At 66.6% G+C, this 15336-nt stretch carries 14 protein-coding genes; 10 read left to right on the forward strand and 4 right to left on the reverse strand.

The window, feature by feature from the left end:
- Positions 1 to 56: 56 nt before the first annotated feature.
- Complete coding sequence (locus tag NZ773_03590) at positions 57 to 1034, forward strand: galactokinase (protein ID MCS6801010.1); 978 nt, start codon at positions 57 to 59, stop codon at positions 1032 to 1034.
- Positions 1035 to 1067: 33 nt separating this feature from the next.
- Here the strand turns inward: NZ773_03590 and NZ773_03595 are convergent, their stop codons facing one another.
- Genes NZ773_03595 through NZ773_03605 form a run of 3 tightly spaced genes read right to left on the reverse strand, consistent with a single transcriptional unit; the run spans position 1068 to position 4748 of the window.
- Positions 1068 to 2591, reverse strand: coding sequence for a leucyl aminopeptidase (locus tag NZ773_03595; protein ID MCS6801011.1), 1524 nt, complete (start codon positions 2589 to 2591; stop codon positions 1068 to 1070).
- Between the two features lie 22 nt (positions 2592 to 2613).
- A complete protein-coding gene (locus NZ773_03600) occupies positions 2614 to 4074 on the reverse strand; it encodes an ATP-binding protein (GenBank protein ID MCS6801012.1) in 1461 nt (486 codons plus the stop codon).
- Positions 4075 to 4076: 2 nt separating this feature from the next.
- Positions 4077 to 4748 carry a response regulator transcription factor gene (locus NZ773_03605; GenBank protein MCS6801013.1) on the reverse strand — a complete coding sequence of 224 codons (672 nt, stop codon included), beginning with the start codon at positions 4746 to 4748 and terminating at the stop codon, positions 4077 to 4079.
- Between the two features lie 108 nt (positions 4749 to 4856).
- On the opposite strand from NZ773_03605, the gene ilvD reads away from it, so the two are divergent.
- The 9 genes from ilvD (at position 4857) to NZ773_03650 (ending at position 14187) form a co-directional block, all read left to right on the forward strand.
- Complete coding sequence (gene ilvD / locus NZ773_03610; protein ID MCS6801014.1) at positions 4857 to 6542, forward strand: dihydroxy-acid dehydratase; 1686 nt, start codon at positions 4857 to 4859, stop codon at positions 6540 to 6542.
- A 231-nt stretch (positions 6543 to 6773) separates the two neighbouring features.
- The gene (locus NZ773_03615; GenBank protein ID MCS6801015.1) at positions 6774 to 6980 is read left to right on the forward strand and encodes a hypothetical protein; all 207 of its coding nucleotides are present in this window, start codon (positions 6774 to 6776) and stop codon (positions 6978 to 6980) included.
- Between the two features lie 152 nt (positions 6981 to 7132).
- Positions 7133 to 8680, forward strand: a complete 1548-nt coding sequence (locus NZ773_03620; protein MCS6801016.1) for a hypothetical protein — start codon at positions 7133 to 7135, stop codon at positions 8678 to 8680.
- Positions 8677 to 9717, forward strand: coding sequence for an ABC transporter ATP-binding protein (locus tag NZ773_03625; protein MCS6801017.1), 1041 nt, complete (start codon positions 8677 to 8679; stop codon positions 9715 to 9717). Before NZ773_03620 ends, NZ773_03625 begins: the two co-directional genes overlap by 4 nt.
- 46 nt (positions 9718 to 9763) lie before the next feature.
- A complete protein-coding gene (locus tag NZ773_03630) occupies positions 9764 to 10156 on the forward strand; it encodes a zinc ribbon domain-containing protein (protein MCS6801018.1) in 393 nt (130 codons plus the stop codon).
- Positions 10156 to 10518 carry a zinc ribbon domain-containing protein gene (locus tag NZ773_03635; protein MCS6801019.1) on the forward strand — a complete coding sequence of 121 codons (363 nt, stop codon included), beginning with the start codon at positions 10156 to 10158 and terminating at the stop codon, positions 10516 to 10518. Before NZ773_03630 ends, NZ773_03635 begins: the two co-directional genes overlap by 1 nt.
- Entirely contained in the window at positions 10487 to 11158 is a 672-nt protein-coding gene (gene thiE / locus NZ773_03640; protein MCS6801020.1) for a thiamine phosphate synthase, read from the forward strand. The genes NZ773_03635 and thiE overlap by 32 nt, the downstream gene beginning before the upstream one ends.
- A complete protein-coding gene (locus NZ773_03645; protein ID MCS6801021.1) occupies positions 11155 to 11784 on the forward strand; it encodes a haloacid dehalogenase in 630 nt (209 codons plus the stop codon). The genes thiE and NZ773_03645 overlap by 4 nt, the downstream gene beginning before the upstream one ends.
- A 213-nt stretch (positions 11785 to 11997) precedes the next feature.
- The gene (locus tag NZ773_03650) at positions 11998 to 14187 is read left to right on the forward strand and encodes a sodium-translocating pyrophosphatase (protein MCS6801022.1); all 2190 of its coding nucleotides are present in this window, start codon (positions 11998 to 12000) and stop codon (positions 14185 to 14187) included.
- Between the two features lie 46 nt (positions 14188 to 14233).
- Here the strand turns inward: NZ773_03650 and NZ773_03655 are convergent, their stop codons facing one another.
- A complete protein-coding gene (locus NZ773_03655) occupies positions 14234 to 15322 on the reverse strand; it encodes an ATP-dependent 6-phosphofructokinase (protein ID MCS6801023.1) in 1089 nt (362 codons plus the stop codon).
- Between the last annotated feature and the right edge of the window lie 14 nt (positions 15323 to 15336).

Below are 15336 nucleotides of genomic sequence, written 5' to 3' on the forward strand. Positions count from 1 at the left end.
GACGAGCGCTGCTCGAGTCTCTGCTCGCGGCGTCGCGCGAGCGCGAAGGATTGGCAGTGATCATTGCGCGGAGCCCCCTCCGAATTACGCTGGGCGGCGGTGGCACCGATCTCCCCTCGTATTACCGGAAATATGGCGGGTTCCTGACGGCTGCAGCGATCGACAAGTACGTCTACGTCACGGTGATGCGGCCGTTCAGCCCGGGGATCTTCCTCAAATACTCGAAGCTGGAACGCTGCTCGACAATCGATGAGGTAGACCATCCGATTATTCGAGAAGCGCTGCGGCTCCTTGACTTCCGGACGCCCCAAATCGAGATCACGACCCTCGCAGACATCCCCGCCGGAACGGGGCTCGGGTCATCCGGCAGTTTTACGACGGCGCTGCTGAAGGCGCTCTTTCTTCACCGCCGTCGGCTTCTCCTGCAGCAGGAGCTGGCCGAATTGGCCTGCGAGATCGAGATCAACCGGCTCGGCCGCCCTATCGGAAAGCAGGACCAGTATATCGCTGCCTATGGCGGCCTCACCTGTTTTGAGTTTCACCCCGACGATACGGTGACGGCAACGCCGCTGCGGGTCTCCCCGGAGACCCTCTTCGATCTCGAAGATCATCTCCTCCTCTTCTTCACCGGGTTCGAGCGGGGCGCCTCAGAGGTGCTCCGCGATCAGCAGCAGCGGACAGAAGCGGAGGACCCCGAGATGGTCGCGAACCTCCACTACATCAAGGAGCTCGGCCTGCAGAGTAAACGTGCACTCGAAGCCGGGAGAACGGAGGAGTTTGCGGCGCTCATGCATGACCATTGGGAGCACAAGCGCCGGCGCTCGCGCGGCATGTCGAACCCCCAGATCGACGAGTGGTATGAAGCCGGCCGTCGCGCCGGCGCGATTGGGGGGAAGCTGGTCGGCGCCGGCGGCGGCGGCTTCCTCCTCTTCTATGCGCGCGACCGCAACCGCCTGCGGGAAGCGATGGCGCGCTGTGGGCTCGAAGAAGTGCGTTTCCGCTTCGATTTCGAGGGCACCAAGATCCTGCTCTAGGCCGAGCGCCGCGTCAATTGCAGCGGTGCGCGCCTATTGCGGCGCAGCCGTCGCCTCGGGATCGCGCTCGGTGAGCACTTCGACGAAATGGACAAGCGTGCGCGTCGCGACCCCCGTGCCGCCTTTCACTTGGTAGCCCTTCACTGTTTCAGAACGGGCAGTGCCCGCAATATCGAGATGCGCCCACGGCGTGCCCTCGATCATCATCTTCAGCAGCATCGCCGCCGTGATTGCCCCCGCTGCTCGTCCGCCCGTGTTCTTGACGTCCGCGATCTCGGATTTGATCTGGTCGAAATACTCTTCATCGAGCGGCATCGCCCACAGCTTCTCCCCGCTGCGCTCGCTGGCGGCGAGGAGGGTGTGCAGGGTTGCCTCGTCGTTTGCGAAGACGCCCGTGCGCACTTTGCCGAGAGCGATGGTCATCGCTCCGGTCAGCGTCGCCACGTCGACCACCGGCCGGAGACCGAGCGCTTGGGCGTAGGCAAAGGCATCAGAGAGGATGAGCCGGCCTTCGGCGTCGGTATTGATCACCTCGATCGTCTTCCCGTGCATCGTCCGGACGACATCGCCCGGCCGCTGAGCCCGCCCGCCGGGCATGTTCTCGGTCGCCGGGATCAGCCCGACCACCGAGCGCGGCAGCTTCAGGCGAGCGATTGCTTGCAGCGCCCCAATCACCGCCGCGCCGCCCGACATGTCGGTCTTCATCCACTCCATGCCTTCTGCCGGCTTGATCGAGATCCCGCCGCTGTCGAACGTAATCCCCTTGCCGACCAGCCCGACGGGAGGGCGGTCGTCCTGCCCGCGATAGCGCAACTCAAGAAAGCACGGCGGCTCGGCGCTTCCTTGGGCGACTCCAAGGAGCGCTCCCATCCCTTTCTCGCGCATCCACGCGACGTCGTAGACTGCGACCTCCACGCCATACGGTTCAAGCGCGGCGCGGGCCCGCTCGGCGAGGAGGGTAGGGGTGAGGCGATTGGCAGGCTCGTTCTGGAGGTCGCGGGCGAGATTTTGCGCTTCGGCGAGGATGACGCCCCGCGCCACTGCGGCTTCGATTGCAGGGATCCGCGCTGCCTCGCGCTCGACGATGATCAGCTCTTCGATGTCGGGCGTGTCGTCGGATGAGCGGTAGCCGCGGAAGCGGTAGAGACCGAGCAGGGCGCCTTCAACAGTTGCTCTGGCGCTGGCGCCCGGGTCGAGTCCCCCAATGCCGGCACCATGGACGATCGTTGCGATCCGGCGCGCGCCTCGGCTTCGGAGCGCTCGCGCCGCCTCAGCGCTCACTTGGCGAACACGGTCGAGGGTGAACTCTGCTGCTTTGCCGAGCCCGACAATCGCTACCCGGCGCGCTCCTCCGTCCGGCCGGCCGGGAATGATGACGACTTCGTTCAACTTGCCTTTGAGGTCGCCATTCGCGATCAAGGAGGAAATGACGCCACCGAGCGCGCGGTCCATCGCGCCGGTTGCCCCGCCGGGGGCGGTCACGCCTTCGAAGAGGTTGACGACGACGCTGTCCGCGTCGACTGTGGTGATGTCCCCAACGATTACGCGCACATTCACGGGCTGCTCCTTCACATGCTCTTCAGCGCGGGGATGAGACAGCAGTCGTCGCTGGCTCGGGCAGAGCGACATCGTTTACGGCAAGGACCGGGAGGCGAACGGTAAAGACCGAGCCGTTGCCCACCGAGCTTGTCACCTCGATCCGGCCTTGGTGCTCGTCGACCAGCCAGCGGGCAATCGCAAGGCCAAGCCCCGAGCCGGACCCGGCGCGCGCCGGCTCGGCGCGGTAGAACCGTTCGAAGATGTGCGGCAGCGCTTCCGGGGGAATGCCTTGCCCTGTGTCGGCGATCTCGATCGCTAGCTCCGGCGGGTCGCCGCCGAGTTCGGCCGAAATCCGGATCGTGCCGCCGGGCGGCGTGTACTTGATCGCGTTGTCGACCAAAATCAGCAGCAGCTGCTTGAAATGATCGGGAGAGGCGACGATGGTCGCCGGCGCGATCGGCCCCGCTTCAATCGTCTGACCGGTGGCGAGCCGCCGCGCCTGCCGGACCACCTCGCGGACGGTCTCATCGGCGCGGACAGTCGTCATCTGCAGCCGCTGGCCGGCGTCGGCGCGGGCGAGAAAGAGCAGGTCCTCCACCAGCCGGCTCATGCGCTGCGCTTCCGATTTGGCATCGGCGAGCGCGTCGCGCAGATCGGGGTCGTGGAAGGAAGCGTGGCGGGTGAGAAAGTCGAGGTTGCCGAGCACCGTTGTCAGGGGGGTGCGCAGTTCGTGCGACGCATCAGCGACAAAACGGCGCTGCGCCGCGAGCGCCTGCTCGAGGCGGCTGTACGCTTGTTCCAGCCGGTCGAGCATCCAGTTGAAGGTGTTCGCCAAGCGGCCGATCTCATCCTGCGGGCTGGGCGCCCGCACCCGCTCGGTCAGGTTGCCGGAGACACCGATCCGGCGGGCGGTCTGCGTGATCCGGTCGATCGGCATGAGCGCCCGGCGAGCGATCAGCGACCCGGTCAGAAAAGCGACGATCAGGATAAATCCCGAACTGACGAACAGCACTTGGCGCAAGCGGAGCATCGTCGCCTTCAGCTCTTCGAGGGAGCGCGCAATCTGCAGGAAGCCGACCACCCGCCCGCCGCTGACCAGCGGGATAGTGTAGACGCGCAGTTGATGCCGCTCCGCCTGCATTGTGTCGTAGCCGGCGCGTCCGTCCCGCACGATCCGCGCCAGCACCGCGGGGTCGGCGGGGATCCGCTGCGACATCAGGTTGCTGGAGCGATCGAGCAGGTTGCCTTCGGCGTCGATCAGCTGGATGAAAAACTCGCCCGACGCGAACGCATCGACGGTCGGGGGGATGCGGGGCGAAATGAGGAGCGGTCCGGAGGCCGAGAGGACGCGGATCATCTCGTCGGCCCGGGCGTAGAGGGAGTTATCGATCTCTTCCAGCAGATTGCGTTCAAACAGCACATAGAGAAACGAACTGAACAGCGCCAGCATGATCGCAAGGAGCGCGACATACCAGAAGGTGAGGCGCAGCCGAATAGACATCGCTATTCGCGGAGCACGTAGCCCGCTCCGCGGACCGTGTGGATCAGCCGCGGTTCGCCGTTTGCTTCCAGCTTATTCCGGAGATAGCCGATGTAGACGTCCAGCACGTTCGAGTCGCCGCCGAAGTCATAGTCCCAGACGCGCTCGAGAATGGTGGCGCGCGGGAGCACCTGCCGCGGATGGCGCATGAACAAGCTGAGCAGTTCGAATTCGCGGTTGGTCAGTTCGATCGGGCGGTCGCCGCGGAACACCTCGCGGCTGGCGGGGTCAAGCGTCAGGTCGGCATAGCGCAGGATGCCGCTGCTGCTCGGTTCTCGGCGCCGGAGGAGGGCGCGCACCCGCGCGATCAGCTCCTCGAACGCAAACGGCTTCACCATATAGTCGTCGGCGCCGAGGTCGAGCCCGCGAACGCGGTCCGACACCTCGTCGCGGGCGGTCAGCATGAGGACGGGCACATCGCCCCCCGCCCGCAGCCGCCGGCAGATCTCAAACCCGTCCAGCCCGGGGAGCATGATGTCGAGGATGACGAGGTCTGGCGCATGCTCGCGCGCGAGACGCAGCCCCTCTTCTCCCGAGCCGGCAATGTCGACCTGGTATCCCTCATAGGCCAGCCCGCGCCGGACGGTGTTGAGGATCTTGGGGTCGTCGTCGATGACAAGAATGCGGTGCGACATGCGATCTTTTTTCATCATACCATGGTAGCTTGCTGCACTGGCACGCTGGAGCCTTCTCTCGCCTCGTCTTCTGGCACAATTTGTTCCACCGCCTCGAAGGAGAGCAGCATGGCGTATGACCCCAAAGCGAGAAGCGCCGCCATCACCAACGGCCGCGAGCGCGCTCCCGCCCGGGCGATGCTCAAGGCGATCGGCTTCACGGATGACGATCTTGCCCGCCCGATCGTCGGGATCGCCAACACCTGGATCGAGACGATGCCCTGCAACTTCAACCTGCGGCGGCTTGCTGAGCAGGTGAAGGCCGGCGTTCGCGCTGCCGGCGGCACGCCGATGGAGTTCAACACCATCGCGATCGCGGACGGCGTCGCGATGGGCACGGAAGGAATGAAGACCTCCCTAATCAGCCGCGAGGTGATCGCCGACTCGATCGAGCTGGCAGGCCGGGGCTACCTGTTCGATGCCATGGTCTGCCTTGCCGCATGCGACAAGACGATGCCCGGCACCGCGATGGGCTTGATCCGCCTCGACATCCCGGGGTTTGTGCTCTACGGCGGGACGATCCTTCCCGGAAAGTACAAGGGGCGCGACGTCACCATCCTCGACGTGTTCGAGGCGGTCGGTGCAAACGCCGCCGGCCTGATGTCGGATGAGGAGCTGCGCGCTCTCGAGGATGTCGCCTGTCCCGGGCCGGGAGCGTGCGGCGGCCAGTACACAGCCAACACGATGGCGACCGCGTTTGAGTTTCTCGGCATCTCGCCTATGAACACCGCGAGCGCACCTGCTGTCGACCCCCGCAAAGACCGCATCGGGTTTGAGGCAGGCAAGCTGGTGATGGAGATGCTCCGGGCGGGCCGAAAGCCGAGCACCCTGCTCACCCGCAAGTCGTTTGAAAACGCAGTCGCTTCGGTGGCGGCGACGGGCGGTTCCACGAACGCCGTCCTCCACCTGCTCGCCCTCGCTCATGAAGCGGGCGTGCCGCTCACCATCGATGACTTTGACACGATCAGCCGGCGAACGCCGATCATCGCCGACCTGAAGCCAGGAGGACGGTTCACTGCCTATGATGTCGACCGCGCCGGCGGCTGCGGCATCATCGCGCAACGCTTGCTGGCCGGCGGGCTGATCCACGGCGATGCCCTCACCCCGACAGGCCGAACTATCGCCGAAGAAGCAGCGATGGCCGTTGAAACTCCCGGCCAGACCGTTATCACGACCGTCGACCGGCCGTTCAAACAGCAGGGAGGGCTGGTTATCCTGAAGGGAAACCTCGCTCCGGAAGGGTGTGTGGTCAAGATCGCAGGTCACGAACGGATGTACCATCGCGGCCCCGCCCGCGTGTTCGACCGCGAAGAGGATGCGATGGCGGCGGTGACGAGCCGACAGATCCGCCCGGGCGATGTGGTCGTCATCCGCTACGAAGGGCCGCGCGGCGGACCGGGCATGCGGGAGATGCTCGGCGTGACGGCTGCCATTGTCGGCGAGGGGTTGGGCGAGACGGTGGCGCTGCTGACCGACGGCCGGTTCAGCGGCGCGACGCGGGGCCTGATGGCCGGCCATGTTGCCCCTGAGGCCGCCCGCGGCGGGGTGATCGCAGTCGTCGAGGAGGGCGACCCGATCATCTTCGACATCGAGAACCGCCTGCTCACGCTCGATGTCCCGGAGGAGGTGATCCGCCGGCGGCTTGCCGCTTGGTCGCCCCCGCCGCCCCGCTACACCAGCGGCGTAATGGCGAAGTATGCGGCGAGCGTCTCGTCCGCCTCCCAAGGCGCGATCACTGCGCCAGTGTGGGGGTAGCGGGTGCGCTCCTCTGGCAGCGTGCGCTCGGCTGCCTCCTGCGGGGCGGCAGTTCTTAGCAAGTCCTTAGCTTCTCTTCACGTTCCTCTCACGCTGACTGCCTACAGTTCGTAGCGGCATGTGCGGGCGGGGCAGGGGCGAATCACGGCGCTGATGGGCGCCCTCTGTCTGCGTTTGCTCCGCGCCTGCTCGTGCCCTTCACGTCGCGACTGGAAAGCAATCAGGAGGAACGTGATGCTCGGCGATGCGATTGTGGCGCGGCTGGCAGAAGCGGCGGCCGCTGGGCAAGACGGGGTTGTGGTCTTTTTCCCCGACGCCCCTGAGGTGCGGGTGCCGGAGATCGTTCTCCGCCAACCCTCCCGTCCGCCGACCACCCCGCTCGCTCGTCGGATCATCCCGCCAGACCCAGCCTGGAGCGTCAACAGTCCGCCGCTCTGACGCGCCTCCCCCGCCGAAGGGCAGCACCCTTACCGCGCACTCTTCAGGCCGCCGCAAGGCGGCCTTGCTCATCCAAGGAAGCAGCCCTGCCGGCTAACTGATAGAGCAGCCAAGCTGGCAGTGGTAGGATGCGGGCGAAGGAGGAAATCCTGATGGCCCGCGTTCCTGCCATCCTCCGGCCCCTCGGGGGGCCGCTGGCGACCGTTCCGAGCCGAGGCGAACCGCGCATTCGGCATGGCGCTGTCCCTCCGGCGCCGCCCCTTGCCTGGCGAGCACGCCAATGGCTCGCGATCGCCGTCTTTGCCTTCAGCGGTGCTGCTCTGGTCGCTCTTATCGCTGCCGCCGCATCATCTCCCCACGCCCTCGACCTGAGCAGAACAGCAGCTGCAGCGGTCAACTCGCTCCTCGTGGCGGGAGCAGCGACCCTGTTCTCGCTCAGCGCAGGCGTTGCGCTCGCGCTTGCTGCCGCCGCAGGCCCCGTGGAGCTCCGGCCGGTGGCGCTGCGCGCCCTCCCGCTGGCGGCCGGAGTGCCGACAGTGGTCGTTGCGCTCGCCGTGCTGCTGACGGTAGGCCAGCCGAGCGACCCGGTGCTGGCAGTGGTCGCGGTCGCGCTGGTGCAAAGCCTTCTCCTCGGACCGATCGTCGCCGAACAGCTGATCGGCGCCTCGGCCGAGGCGAGCGTTGCCGCTGATGAGGCGGCGCGGGACCTCGGCGCCCGCGGCTGGCTCCGCTTCCGGGTTGTGCTCTGGCCGGTGCTCGCTCCTGCCCTCCCTGCCATCGCAGCAGGAGTGTTCGTCTGGTCGCTCACCGATGTTGTCACGCCGGTGCTGCTCGCCGGACCTCTCCTCACCCTTCCCGGCCTTATCTGGACGCAGGCGCGTGCGGGCGACTCAGCGGCCGTCGCGGCGATGATGATCGTCTGGCTCAGTTTCGGCAGTGTCGCGGGCCTCGCTGCGTGGCGGCATGCCAGCCTGCCTCGGCTCAGTCGGCCCGTCCTCGAGCTGCTGCCCGGATGGTCGTCGCTCGTCCTGACAATCGCGATGGCGCTGCTCTTCCCCCTTGCGATGGCGCCGCTTGTCCTCGTCACCGCTGCCGGCGGCGCAATCGGCCCCGTGATCGCGGCATGGCCGGCCGCTCTCGGCGGGGCTCTCCTCGGGGCGGTAGCGGCCGCTGTCGCGGCCCTCGGCGGCGAGGGACGGAGCAGCGCTTTTCGGCGCGTGTCTGGCGTGCTCCGCGCGGTTCCCGCGCCGGTGCTGGCGGGAGGCGTTGTTCTCGCGCTGGGAGAAGGAGTGCGTTCGTTCGAGCTGGGATCGCTGCTTCTGCTAGCCTTAGTTTCCCTTGTGATTGCGGTTCATCTTGCCGCGTCTCGCCTCCCCTCGCGTCAGCCGCTCCCTCCTGCGGCGGAGGAGGCGGCGGCTGCCCTCGGCGCGCACCCCGCCCTGATCGCCCCGCCGATTGGGCTGCGCCGCGATACGGCCACTGCGCTGACGCTTGCGGCCAAAACGGTTGGGTCCGGCGCAGCGGCGTTCGTGGTGCTCGCCGGACTCGATCATCCTGTCAGCCTGGTGCTTGCGGCCGGCGAGGTGACGCAGCGGCCGGTCGCCGCTGCCGCCGCGCTTTCTATTCTCGCTAGCGTCGCCATCCTCCGCGGTGTCGCCGCGTGGGTGGCGCGTCCTGCCCGCTTGGGAGAAGAGCCATGATCATCGTCGAGCAGCTTGCCGCGGGCGCGCTCCGCGAGATTTCCCTGACAGCAGCGTCGGGAGAGACCGTCGTCATCCTCGGCCCGCCGGGGGCGGGAAAGACGACCCTCTTGCGCGCCCTTGCCGGCTTCGAACCTGTCCGGCTCGGTCGGGTTGTGGTGGACGGCGAGCCGATCACGGCGCTCCCCCCCGGCCAGCGGCCGACCGCCTTTGTCGCGCACGAGAACTCAACCTTTGGCCACCTGACGGTGTTCGACAACGTCGCGTTTGGGCTGCGTCTTCGCGGCGAACCAGACGCGGTGGTCCGCGAACGCGCGGAGGACTTGATCGCCCGCGTCGGGCTGGCGGCGGTCGCTGACCGCCCGGCAAGCGCGTTGACCGATGAAGGGCGCTGGCGCGTGGCGCTGGCGCGGGCAGTCGCGATCGAGCCGAAGGTTTTGCTGGTCGATGAGCCCGTGGGAGACCCCGCGGTCGGCCTCGCGCTCGCGCGCGGTCTCGCCACCCGCAGCGAGGCGAGCCTGATCGCAGCCACCTGCGACCGCACTGCGGCCTTGTCCAACAGCGATCGGGTCGCCTTTCTTCGCGCGGGACGGATCGAGCAGATCGATACTCCAGTTGAACTGTTCTACCGGCCCGCGACGCCCTTCGTCGCCGATTATGTCGCGCGCGCGAACCTGCTCGACTGCATGATCGATGGGATTGGCGCGGGAGTGGTGCTCGTGCGGGTCTTCGATCGGCGGATCGCGGTTCCCGCGGACCGGCGCGCGGCGGCGAGCTATCACTGCGGCGACCGGGCGATCTTGGTCGCGCGGCCGGAAGCGCTGCGCCTCGTTCACGATGGTGACGGCGTGCCGGCGGTGATCAAGCAGACGGCATTCCTCGGCGCGACGGTCGCGTACGAAGTTGAGGTCGAGGGACAATCGCTCTCAATCGTTGCGCCGGACAGCCGCGGCCGGCTGTATCCTCCCGGCACAGAGACGCGGGTCGGCATGATCCAGGAGGCGCTGTCGCTCCTTCCGTACCCCTCTCCGGTATAGGTTGCTATACTCGAAGCCGGAGATCGTTCGGGGGATACGGCCGACGATGCCGATCTACGAATATCGCTGCAACGGCTGTCGAAAGCGGCAGACCCTTTTCTTTCGAAGCGTGGCGACAGTAACCGACCCCGTCTGTCCAGAGTGCGGCTCGCGCGATATGCGGCGCCTCGTCTCGCTCTTTGCCGTCCTCCGCAGCGAGGAAAGCCGGCTGGATGATCTTGCCGACCCGAGCGCGTTCGGCGACCTCGATGAGAACGACCCGCGCAGCATTGCGCGCTGGGCGCGCCGGATGGGCGCCGAAATGGGGGAGGAGCTCGGTCCTGAATTCGACGAGATGATCGAGCGAATGGAAGCCGGCGAAATGCCCGACGAGATGGGCGAGTTTGGCGGGGGAGACGATACGACCGAGGACGGCGGTGAGGAAGGGGGAGACGACTGATGCCGATCTACGAGTTCCGCTGCCTTCGCTGCCGCCGGCGCGTCGAGATCTTCACGCGCTCCGTCAGTCAGCCGTACACTGCCGTCTGCGAGCACTGCGGGAGCACCGATCTGCGCCGGATCATGCCGCGGGTTGCCGTTCACCGCACCGAGGCAGACCGCCTTGCCGAGCTCGACACCTCGAAAATGCCGGGAGAGGACTTCTATCGCGATAGCCGAAATATCGGGCTGTATGCCAAGAAGCGGATGGCAGAGCTCGGAATGACCGACCTGATGCCCCAGATCGACGAGATCGTCGAAAAAGGCCGCTCCGGCGAGCTGCTGAAAGAGTATGAGGCAGCCGCCGAAAGCCGGGAGTTTTGAGCTGACGCGGCGAGAAGAGGTCGCTGCCCGGCTGCGCGGGCTGTACGTCATTCTCGACCCCGAAGCGGGTGCCATCCACGCCCTTGCCGACGCTGCCATCCGCGGCGGCGCGCGCCTCCTCCAGTTGCGCGACAAACGCGGACCGGCGGCGGAAACGCTTCGCCGTGCTGAGGCGCTCGGGGCGCGTGCGCGCCAAGCTGGGGTGCTGTTTTTTATCAATGACCGGCTCGATATCGCCCTCGCCGCGGGCGCGGACGGCGTCCATCTCGGCCAGCATGACCTGCCGGTCCGCGCCGCCCGGGCAGTTGCGGGGGAGCGGCTGATCATCGGCTGCTCGACGAATACCGTTGCCGAGGCACTGCGGGCGGTCGCCGACGGCGCCGATTACCTTGGCGTTGGCGCCATCTTCCCAACGGCCTCGAAAACCGACACCCGCCCAGCAGGAATAGCCGGCCTGCGCGCTATCCGCGCGGCCGTTGATTGCCCGATTGCCGCAATCGGCGGGATCACGCCGAGCAACGCCGCGGAGGTGATCGCGGCGGGAGCCGACATGATCGCCGTCATCGGTGCACTCGCGCAGGCAGCAGACCCCGAAACGGCCGCGCGCCAGCTCGCTGCAGCGTTTGGAGAGACGCCATGACCGAGATCGAAGCGGTCGGCGAGGCGATCCGCGCGGAACTGGAGGAGAAGAACCGGCTGCGTGAGGCGGGCCTGCAGGCCCAGCGCGAGGTGATCCGCGCGGCGGCAAACGCGATCCGTGCGGTTCACCGGGGCGAACTGGAGCGTGCGCGCCAGCTGCTCGACACTGCAAGGAGCGCTCTTGCCGCAACATCCGCGAGCTTGCGGGAGCACCCCGACCTTCGCTATGCGGGATGGCTGCAAGATGCCGAGAAAGAGTATGCCGAGGCAGCCACGACGGTCGCGCTCCTTGCGGGGGACCCGCTGCCGACCCCGCACTCGCTGGGGGTCGGCGTTGTGCCCTACGTGAACGGCTTGGGGGAAGCGGTCGGGGAGCTGCGGCGGGCGATCCTCGATTTGCTCCGCCGCGGCGAACTCGGCCGCTCAGAGGAGCTGCTCGAGACGATGGACGCGATCTACAGTGTGCTGGTGACGATGGACTTTCCCGACACGCTGACCGGAGGACTGCGCCGGACGACCGACGGCGTTCGCGCGCTCCTTGAACGCACGCGCGGTGACCTAACCCTCGCCATTCGCCAAGCGCGCCTGGAAGCGAAGCTCGCCTCGCTCCTTCGCTGCACCGACTAGCGCGCGTCGCGTTGCAGGCTTCGGCTTCCCATGCTAGACTGCCGGCGAACCGGCGCGCAGAGACGACGGTTTTGCCTGGCATGCGCCGGTCTGATCGCGCCCTCGACTCGGCAGGCGTTCTGGTGAAAGCGCCTCTCCACAAGGAAGTACCGGCACGCGTTTGGTCTCTCATGACCCCACGTTCAGCAGCCGACGCGTAATGGAGGATATCGAGTGGACCACTTCTTCTGGATCGTTCCAGTTGCTGGAGTGTTCGCCGTCGTCTTCGCGATCTATCTCGCTTGGGATGTGCTCCGACGGGACACCGGCACCCCCGAGATGCGGGCGATAGCAGATATCATCTACGAAGGCGCGATGGCGTTTCTCCGCCGCCAGTATCAAACGATCGCTCTCCTCTCTGTGGTCGGAGCGATCATCATTGGGGTCGCGCTCTCCTTCATTCCGCAGCCCGAAGGTCTTCCCCAAGGGTTTGACCTTGGCTGGCGGACGGCGGTCGCGTTTCTGCTGGGAGCGCTCTGCTCGGGGATCTCCGGCTTTACCGGCATGTTCGTCGCCGTGAAGTCGAATATCCGCACCGCTGCGGCTGCTCGCACGAGCCTTGATGGCGCCGTGTCGGCGGCGATGCGAGGCGGGGCGGTCTCCGGCTTTCTCGTCGTCGCGCTCAGTTTGCTCGGCGTCTACATCCTCTTTGTGCTGTACGGCGGCCTTGTCGACCCGAAGACGGCGCCCTATCTCATCGTCGGTTATGGCTTCGGCGCCTCGTTCGTCGCCCTCTTCGCGCAGCTGGGCGGCGGGATCTACACCAAAGCGGCCGACATGGGAGCAGACCTCGTCGGGAAGGTGGAAGCGGGCGTGCCGGAGGACGACCCCCGCAACGCTGCCGTTATCGCGGACCTTGTCGGCGACAATGTCGGTGACTGCGCTGGCCGCGGCGCGGACCTCTTCGAGTCCACGGCGGCCGAGAGTATCGGCGCGATGATCCTCGGCGTCGCCGTGGCGCAGCTGACGGGCAACTCGGCGTGGGTATTCTTCCCGCTCATCATCCGCGCGCTGGGGATCTTCGCCTCCGCGGCGGGACTACTGGTGGTGCGCGCTCGTCAGAATGAAGACCCGATGAGCGCGCTCAACCGCGGGTATTATCTCGCGGCGGCCCTGTCGGCCATCTTCATGGTCGGCTCGGCGATGCTGATCTTGAACAGCTGGCAGTTGGCATTGGCTGGCGTAATCGGCATTGTCACCAGCATCGCCTTCGTTTATATCACGCAGTACTACACCGCCGGCAGCTGGCGGCCGGTGCAGGAGATCGCGAACGCCTCGCGCACCGGGCCCGCAACAGTCATCGTCAACGGCACTGCCGTCGGGTTCGAGACAACTGCGCCAACCGCTATCGCCATCTCGCTCGCTCTCGGTCTTGCCTTCTGGCTCGGACAGCAGGCCGGCCAAGCGATCCCGATCGATCCGAACGCGAAAGCGTTCTACGCCCAGTCGGCCGGTCTCATCTATGGGATCTTCGGCACTGCCATCGCGACGATGGGGATGCTGATGACAACGGCGTACATCCTTGCCATGGATACGTTCGGCCCGATCACCGACAACGCGGGCGGGATCGCCGAAATGTCGCATCAGCCGGAGTCGACGCGTCACATCACGGACGCGCTCGATGCGGTGGGGAACACGACGAAGGCGCTGACCAAAGGCTACGCGATCGCCTCCGCAGGACTGGCCGCTTTCCTGCTCTTCTCGGCCTACATTGAAAACGTAGGGCTGTTCCTCTCTGCTCGCCCCAACAGCGGCGTCGCGACCCTCGCCAATATCACGATCGATCTTGCCAAGGTTGATGTCTTTATCGGCGCGCTGATCGGCGCGATGATCGTCTTCCTGTTCAGCTCGCTCGCCATTCGGGCGGTGGGGAACGCCGCGGGCAAGATTATCGAAGAGGTGCGTCGGCAGTTCCGCGCTGACCCCGGCATCATGGCGGGCACCTCGAAGCCGGACTACGGCCGCTGCGTCGATATCACCACGCGCGCCGCGCTGCGAGAGATGGTCGCGCCGGGCCTGCTCGCCGTGGCGGGGCCTGTCGTCGTCGGCGTTGCGCTCGGCTGGCAGGCGGCAGGCGGGTTGCTCATCGTCGGCACGATCGCCGGCATTCTCGTGGCCACTTTCTTGAACAATTCCGGCGGCGCCTGGGACAACGCCAAGAAGTTTATCGAGGCAGGGAACCTCAAAGCCGCCGACGGGTCGATCATCAAGAAGGCGACGCCGGAGCATGCTGCGGCAGTGGTGGGCGATACCGTGGGTGACCCGTTCAAGGACACGGCAGGGCCCTCCCTGCACGTGCTCGTGAAGCTGTTCAGCACGATCACCCTCGTGCTGTTGCCGCTCTTCCTCCTCTTCCACGGCTGATGGCGCGCCCTGGCCTCAGCAGAAGCGAGGCCGGGGCGCCGCCTTGTCACACGCCGAGCGAGATGCCGAGGCCGCGCGCGGTCTGCACCAGTTCGCCGTCGGGCGGAACGGTGCGGATGCGGCCGACGCACTGTTCGAGCGGCACCTCACAGATGACATTGCCTTTCAATGCCACCATGTGGTTGACCCGCCCCTTGGCGATGGCGCGCGCGGCGGCGGCTCCGTAGCGCGTCGCCAAAACGCGGTCAAATGCGGTCGGCGTGCCGCCCCGTTGGAGGTGACCGAGGACCGTGCAGCGCGACTCATGGCCGCTCGACATGGCGAGGGTGTCGCTCAGCCATTCGCCAATGCCGCCGAGCCGACCGAGCGACAGCTCATCCTTTGGCTTGACGTAGAACTGGCCGCTTCCGGCGGCCTTTGCCCCCTCCGCGACGACCACAATGCTGAAATGCCGGCCCGCTCGGTCGCGCTCCGCGATCTTCTCGACGACTTTCCGAACGTGGAATGGGATCTCGGGGATGAGAATGACATCCGCGCCCCCCGCAATGCCGGCGTGAATGGCGATCCAGCCCGCATCGCGGCCCATTACCTCGAGCACCATCACGCGGTGATGGCTCTCCGCCGTGGTATGGAGCTTGTCGATCGCCTCGGTTGCGGTGAGGACGGCGGTGTCGAACCCGAAGGTCTGGTCGGTTTCAGGGAGGTCGTTGTCGATCGTCTTAGGAACGCCGACAACGGGCACGCCCCGCTTGGCTAACTCGTGGGCGATGTTGAGCGTGCCGTCTCCGCCGATGACGACAAGAGCGTCGATGCCGAGTTCGTCGAGAGTGGCAATGGCTTCGGGGGTTTGGTCGACTAATTCAACGCGCCCCTCGGCGGTGACACGCCGGACGAAGGGGCTGCCGCGATTGGCGGTGCCGAGGATTGTCCCGCCGCGCGGGAGGATCCCCCGGACGCCGTCGAGCGTCAGCGGTCCGGCGCTCGAGGGAGGGATCAGCCCCTCAAAGCCATTGCGGATGCCGATGACTTCCCAGCCGTATTCATGGATGGCGGTCTTGACGACGGCGCGGATGACGGCATTAAGCCCCGGCGCGTCGCCGCCGCCAGTGAGCACTCCAATCCGTCGGACTGCCATAGGGGTACTCTACC

This window comes from Dehalococcoidia bacterium (genome assembly GCA_025054935.1).
Classification (GTDB): Bacteria; Chloroflexota; Dehalococcoidia; order SpSt-223; family SpSt-223; genus JANWZD01.

Bases quoted from the DNA above. Each gene is read 5' to 3' on its own strand.
- ilvD (MCS6801014.1), top strand. From the start codon at position 4,857: ATGGCGTATGACCCCAAAGCGAGAAGCGCCGCCATCACCAACGGCCGC.
- NZ773_03645 (MCS6801021.1), top strand. From the start codon at position 11,155: ATGACCGAGATCGAAGCGGTCGGCGAGGCGATCCGCGCGGAACTGGAG.
- thiE (MCS6801020.1), top strand. From the start codon at position 10,487: ATGAGGCAGCCGCCGAAAGCCGGGAGTTTTGAGCTGACGCGGCGAGAA.
- NZ773_03630 (MCS6801018.1), top strand. From the start codon at position 9,764: ATGCCGATCTACGAATATCGCTGCAACGGCTGTCGAAAGCGGCAGACC.
- NZ773_03655 (MCS6801023.1), bottom strand. From the start codon at position 15,322: ATGGCAGTCCGACGGATTGGAGTGCTCACTGGCGGCGGCGACGCGCCG.
- NZ773_03605 (MCS6801013.1), bottom strand. From the start codon at position 4,748: ATGTCGCACCGCATTCTTGTCATCGACGACGACCCCAAGATCCTCAAC.
- NZ773_03635 (MCS6801019.1), top strand. From the start codon at position 10,156: ATGCCGATCTACGAGTTCCGCTGCCTTCGCTGCCGCCGGCGCGTCGAG.
- NZ773_03625 (MCS6801017.1), top strand. From the start codon at position 8,677: ATGATCATCGTCGAGCAGCTTGCCGCGGGCGCGCTCCGCGAGATTTCC.
- NZ773_03620 (MCS6801016.1), top strand. From the start codon at position 7,133: ATGGCCCGCGTTCCTGCCATCCTCCGGCCCCTCGGGGGGCCGCTGGCG.
- NZ773_03600 (MCS6801012.1), bottom strand. From the start codon at position 4,074: ATGTCTATTCGGCTGCGCCTCACCTTCTGGTATGTCGCGCTCCTTGCG.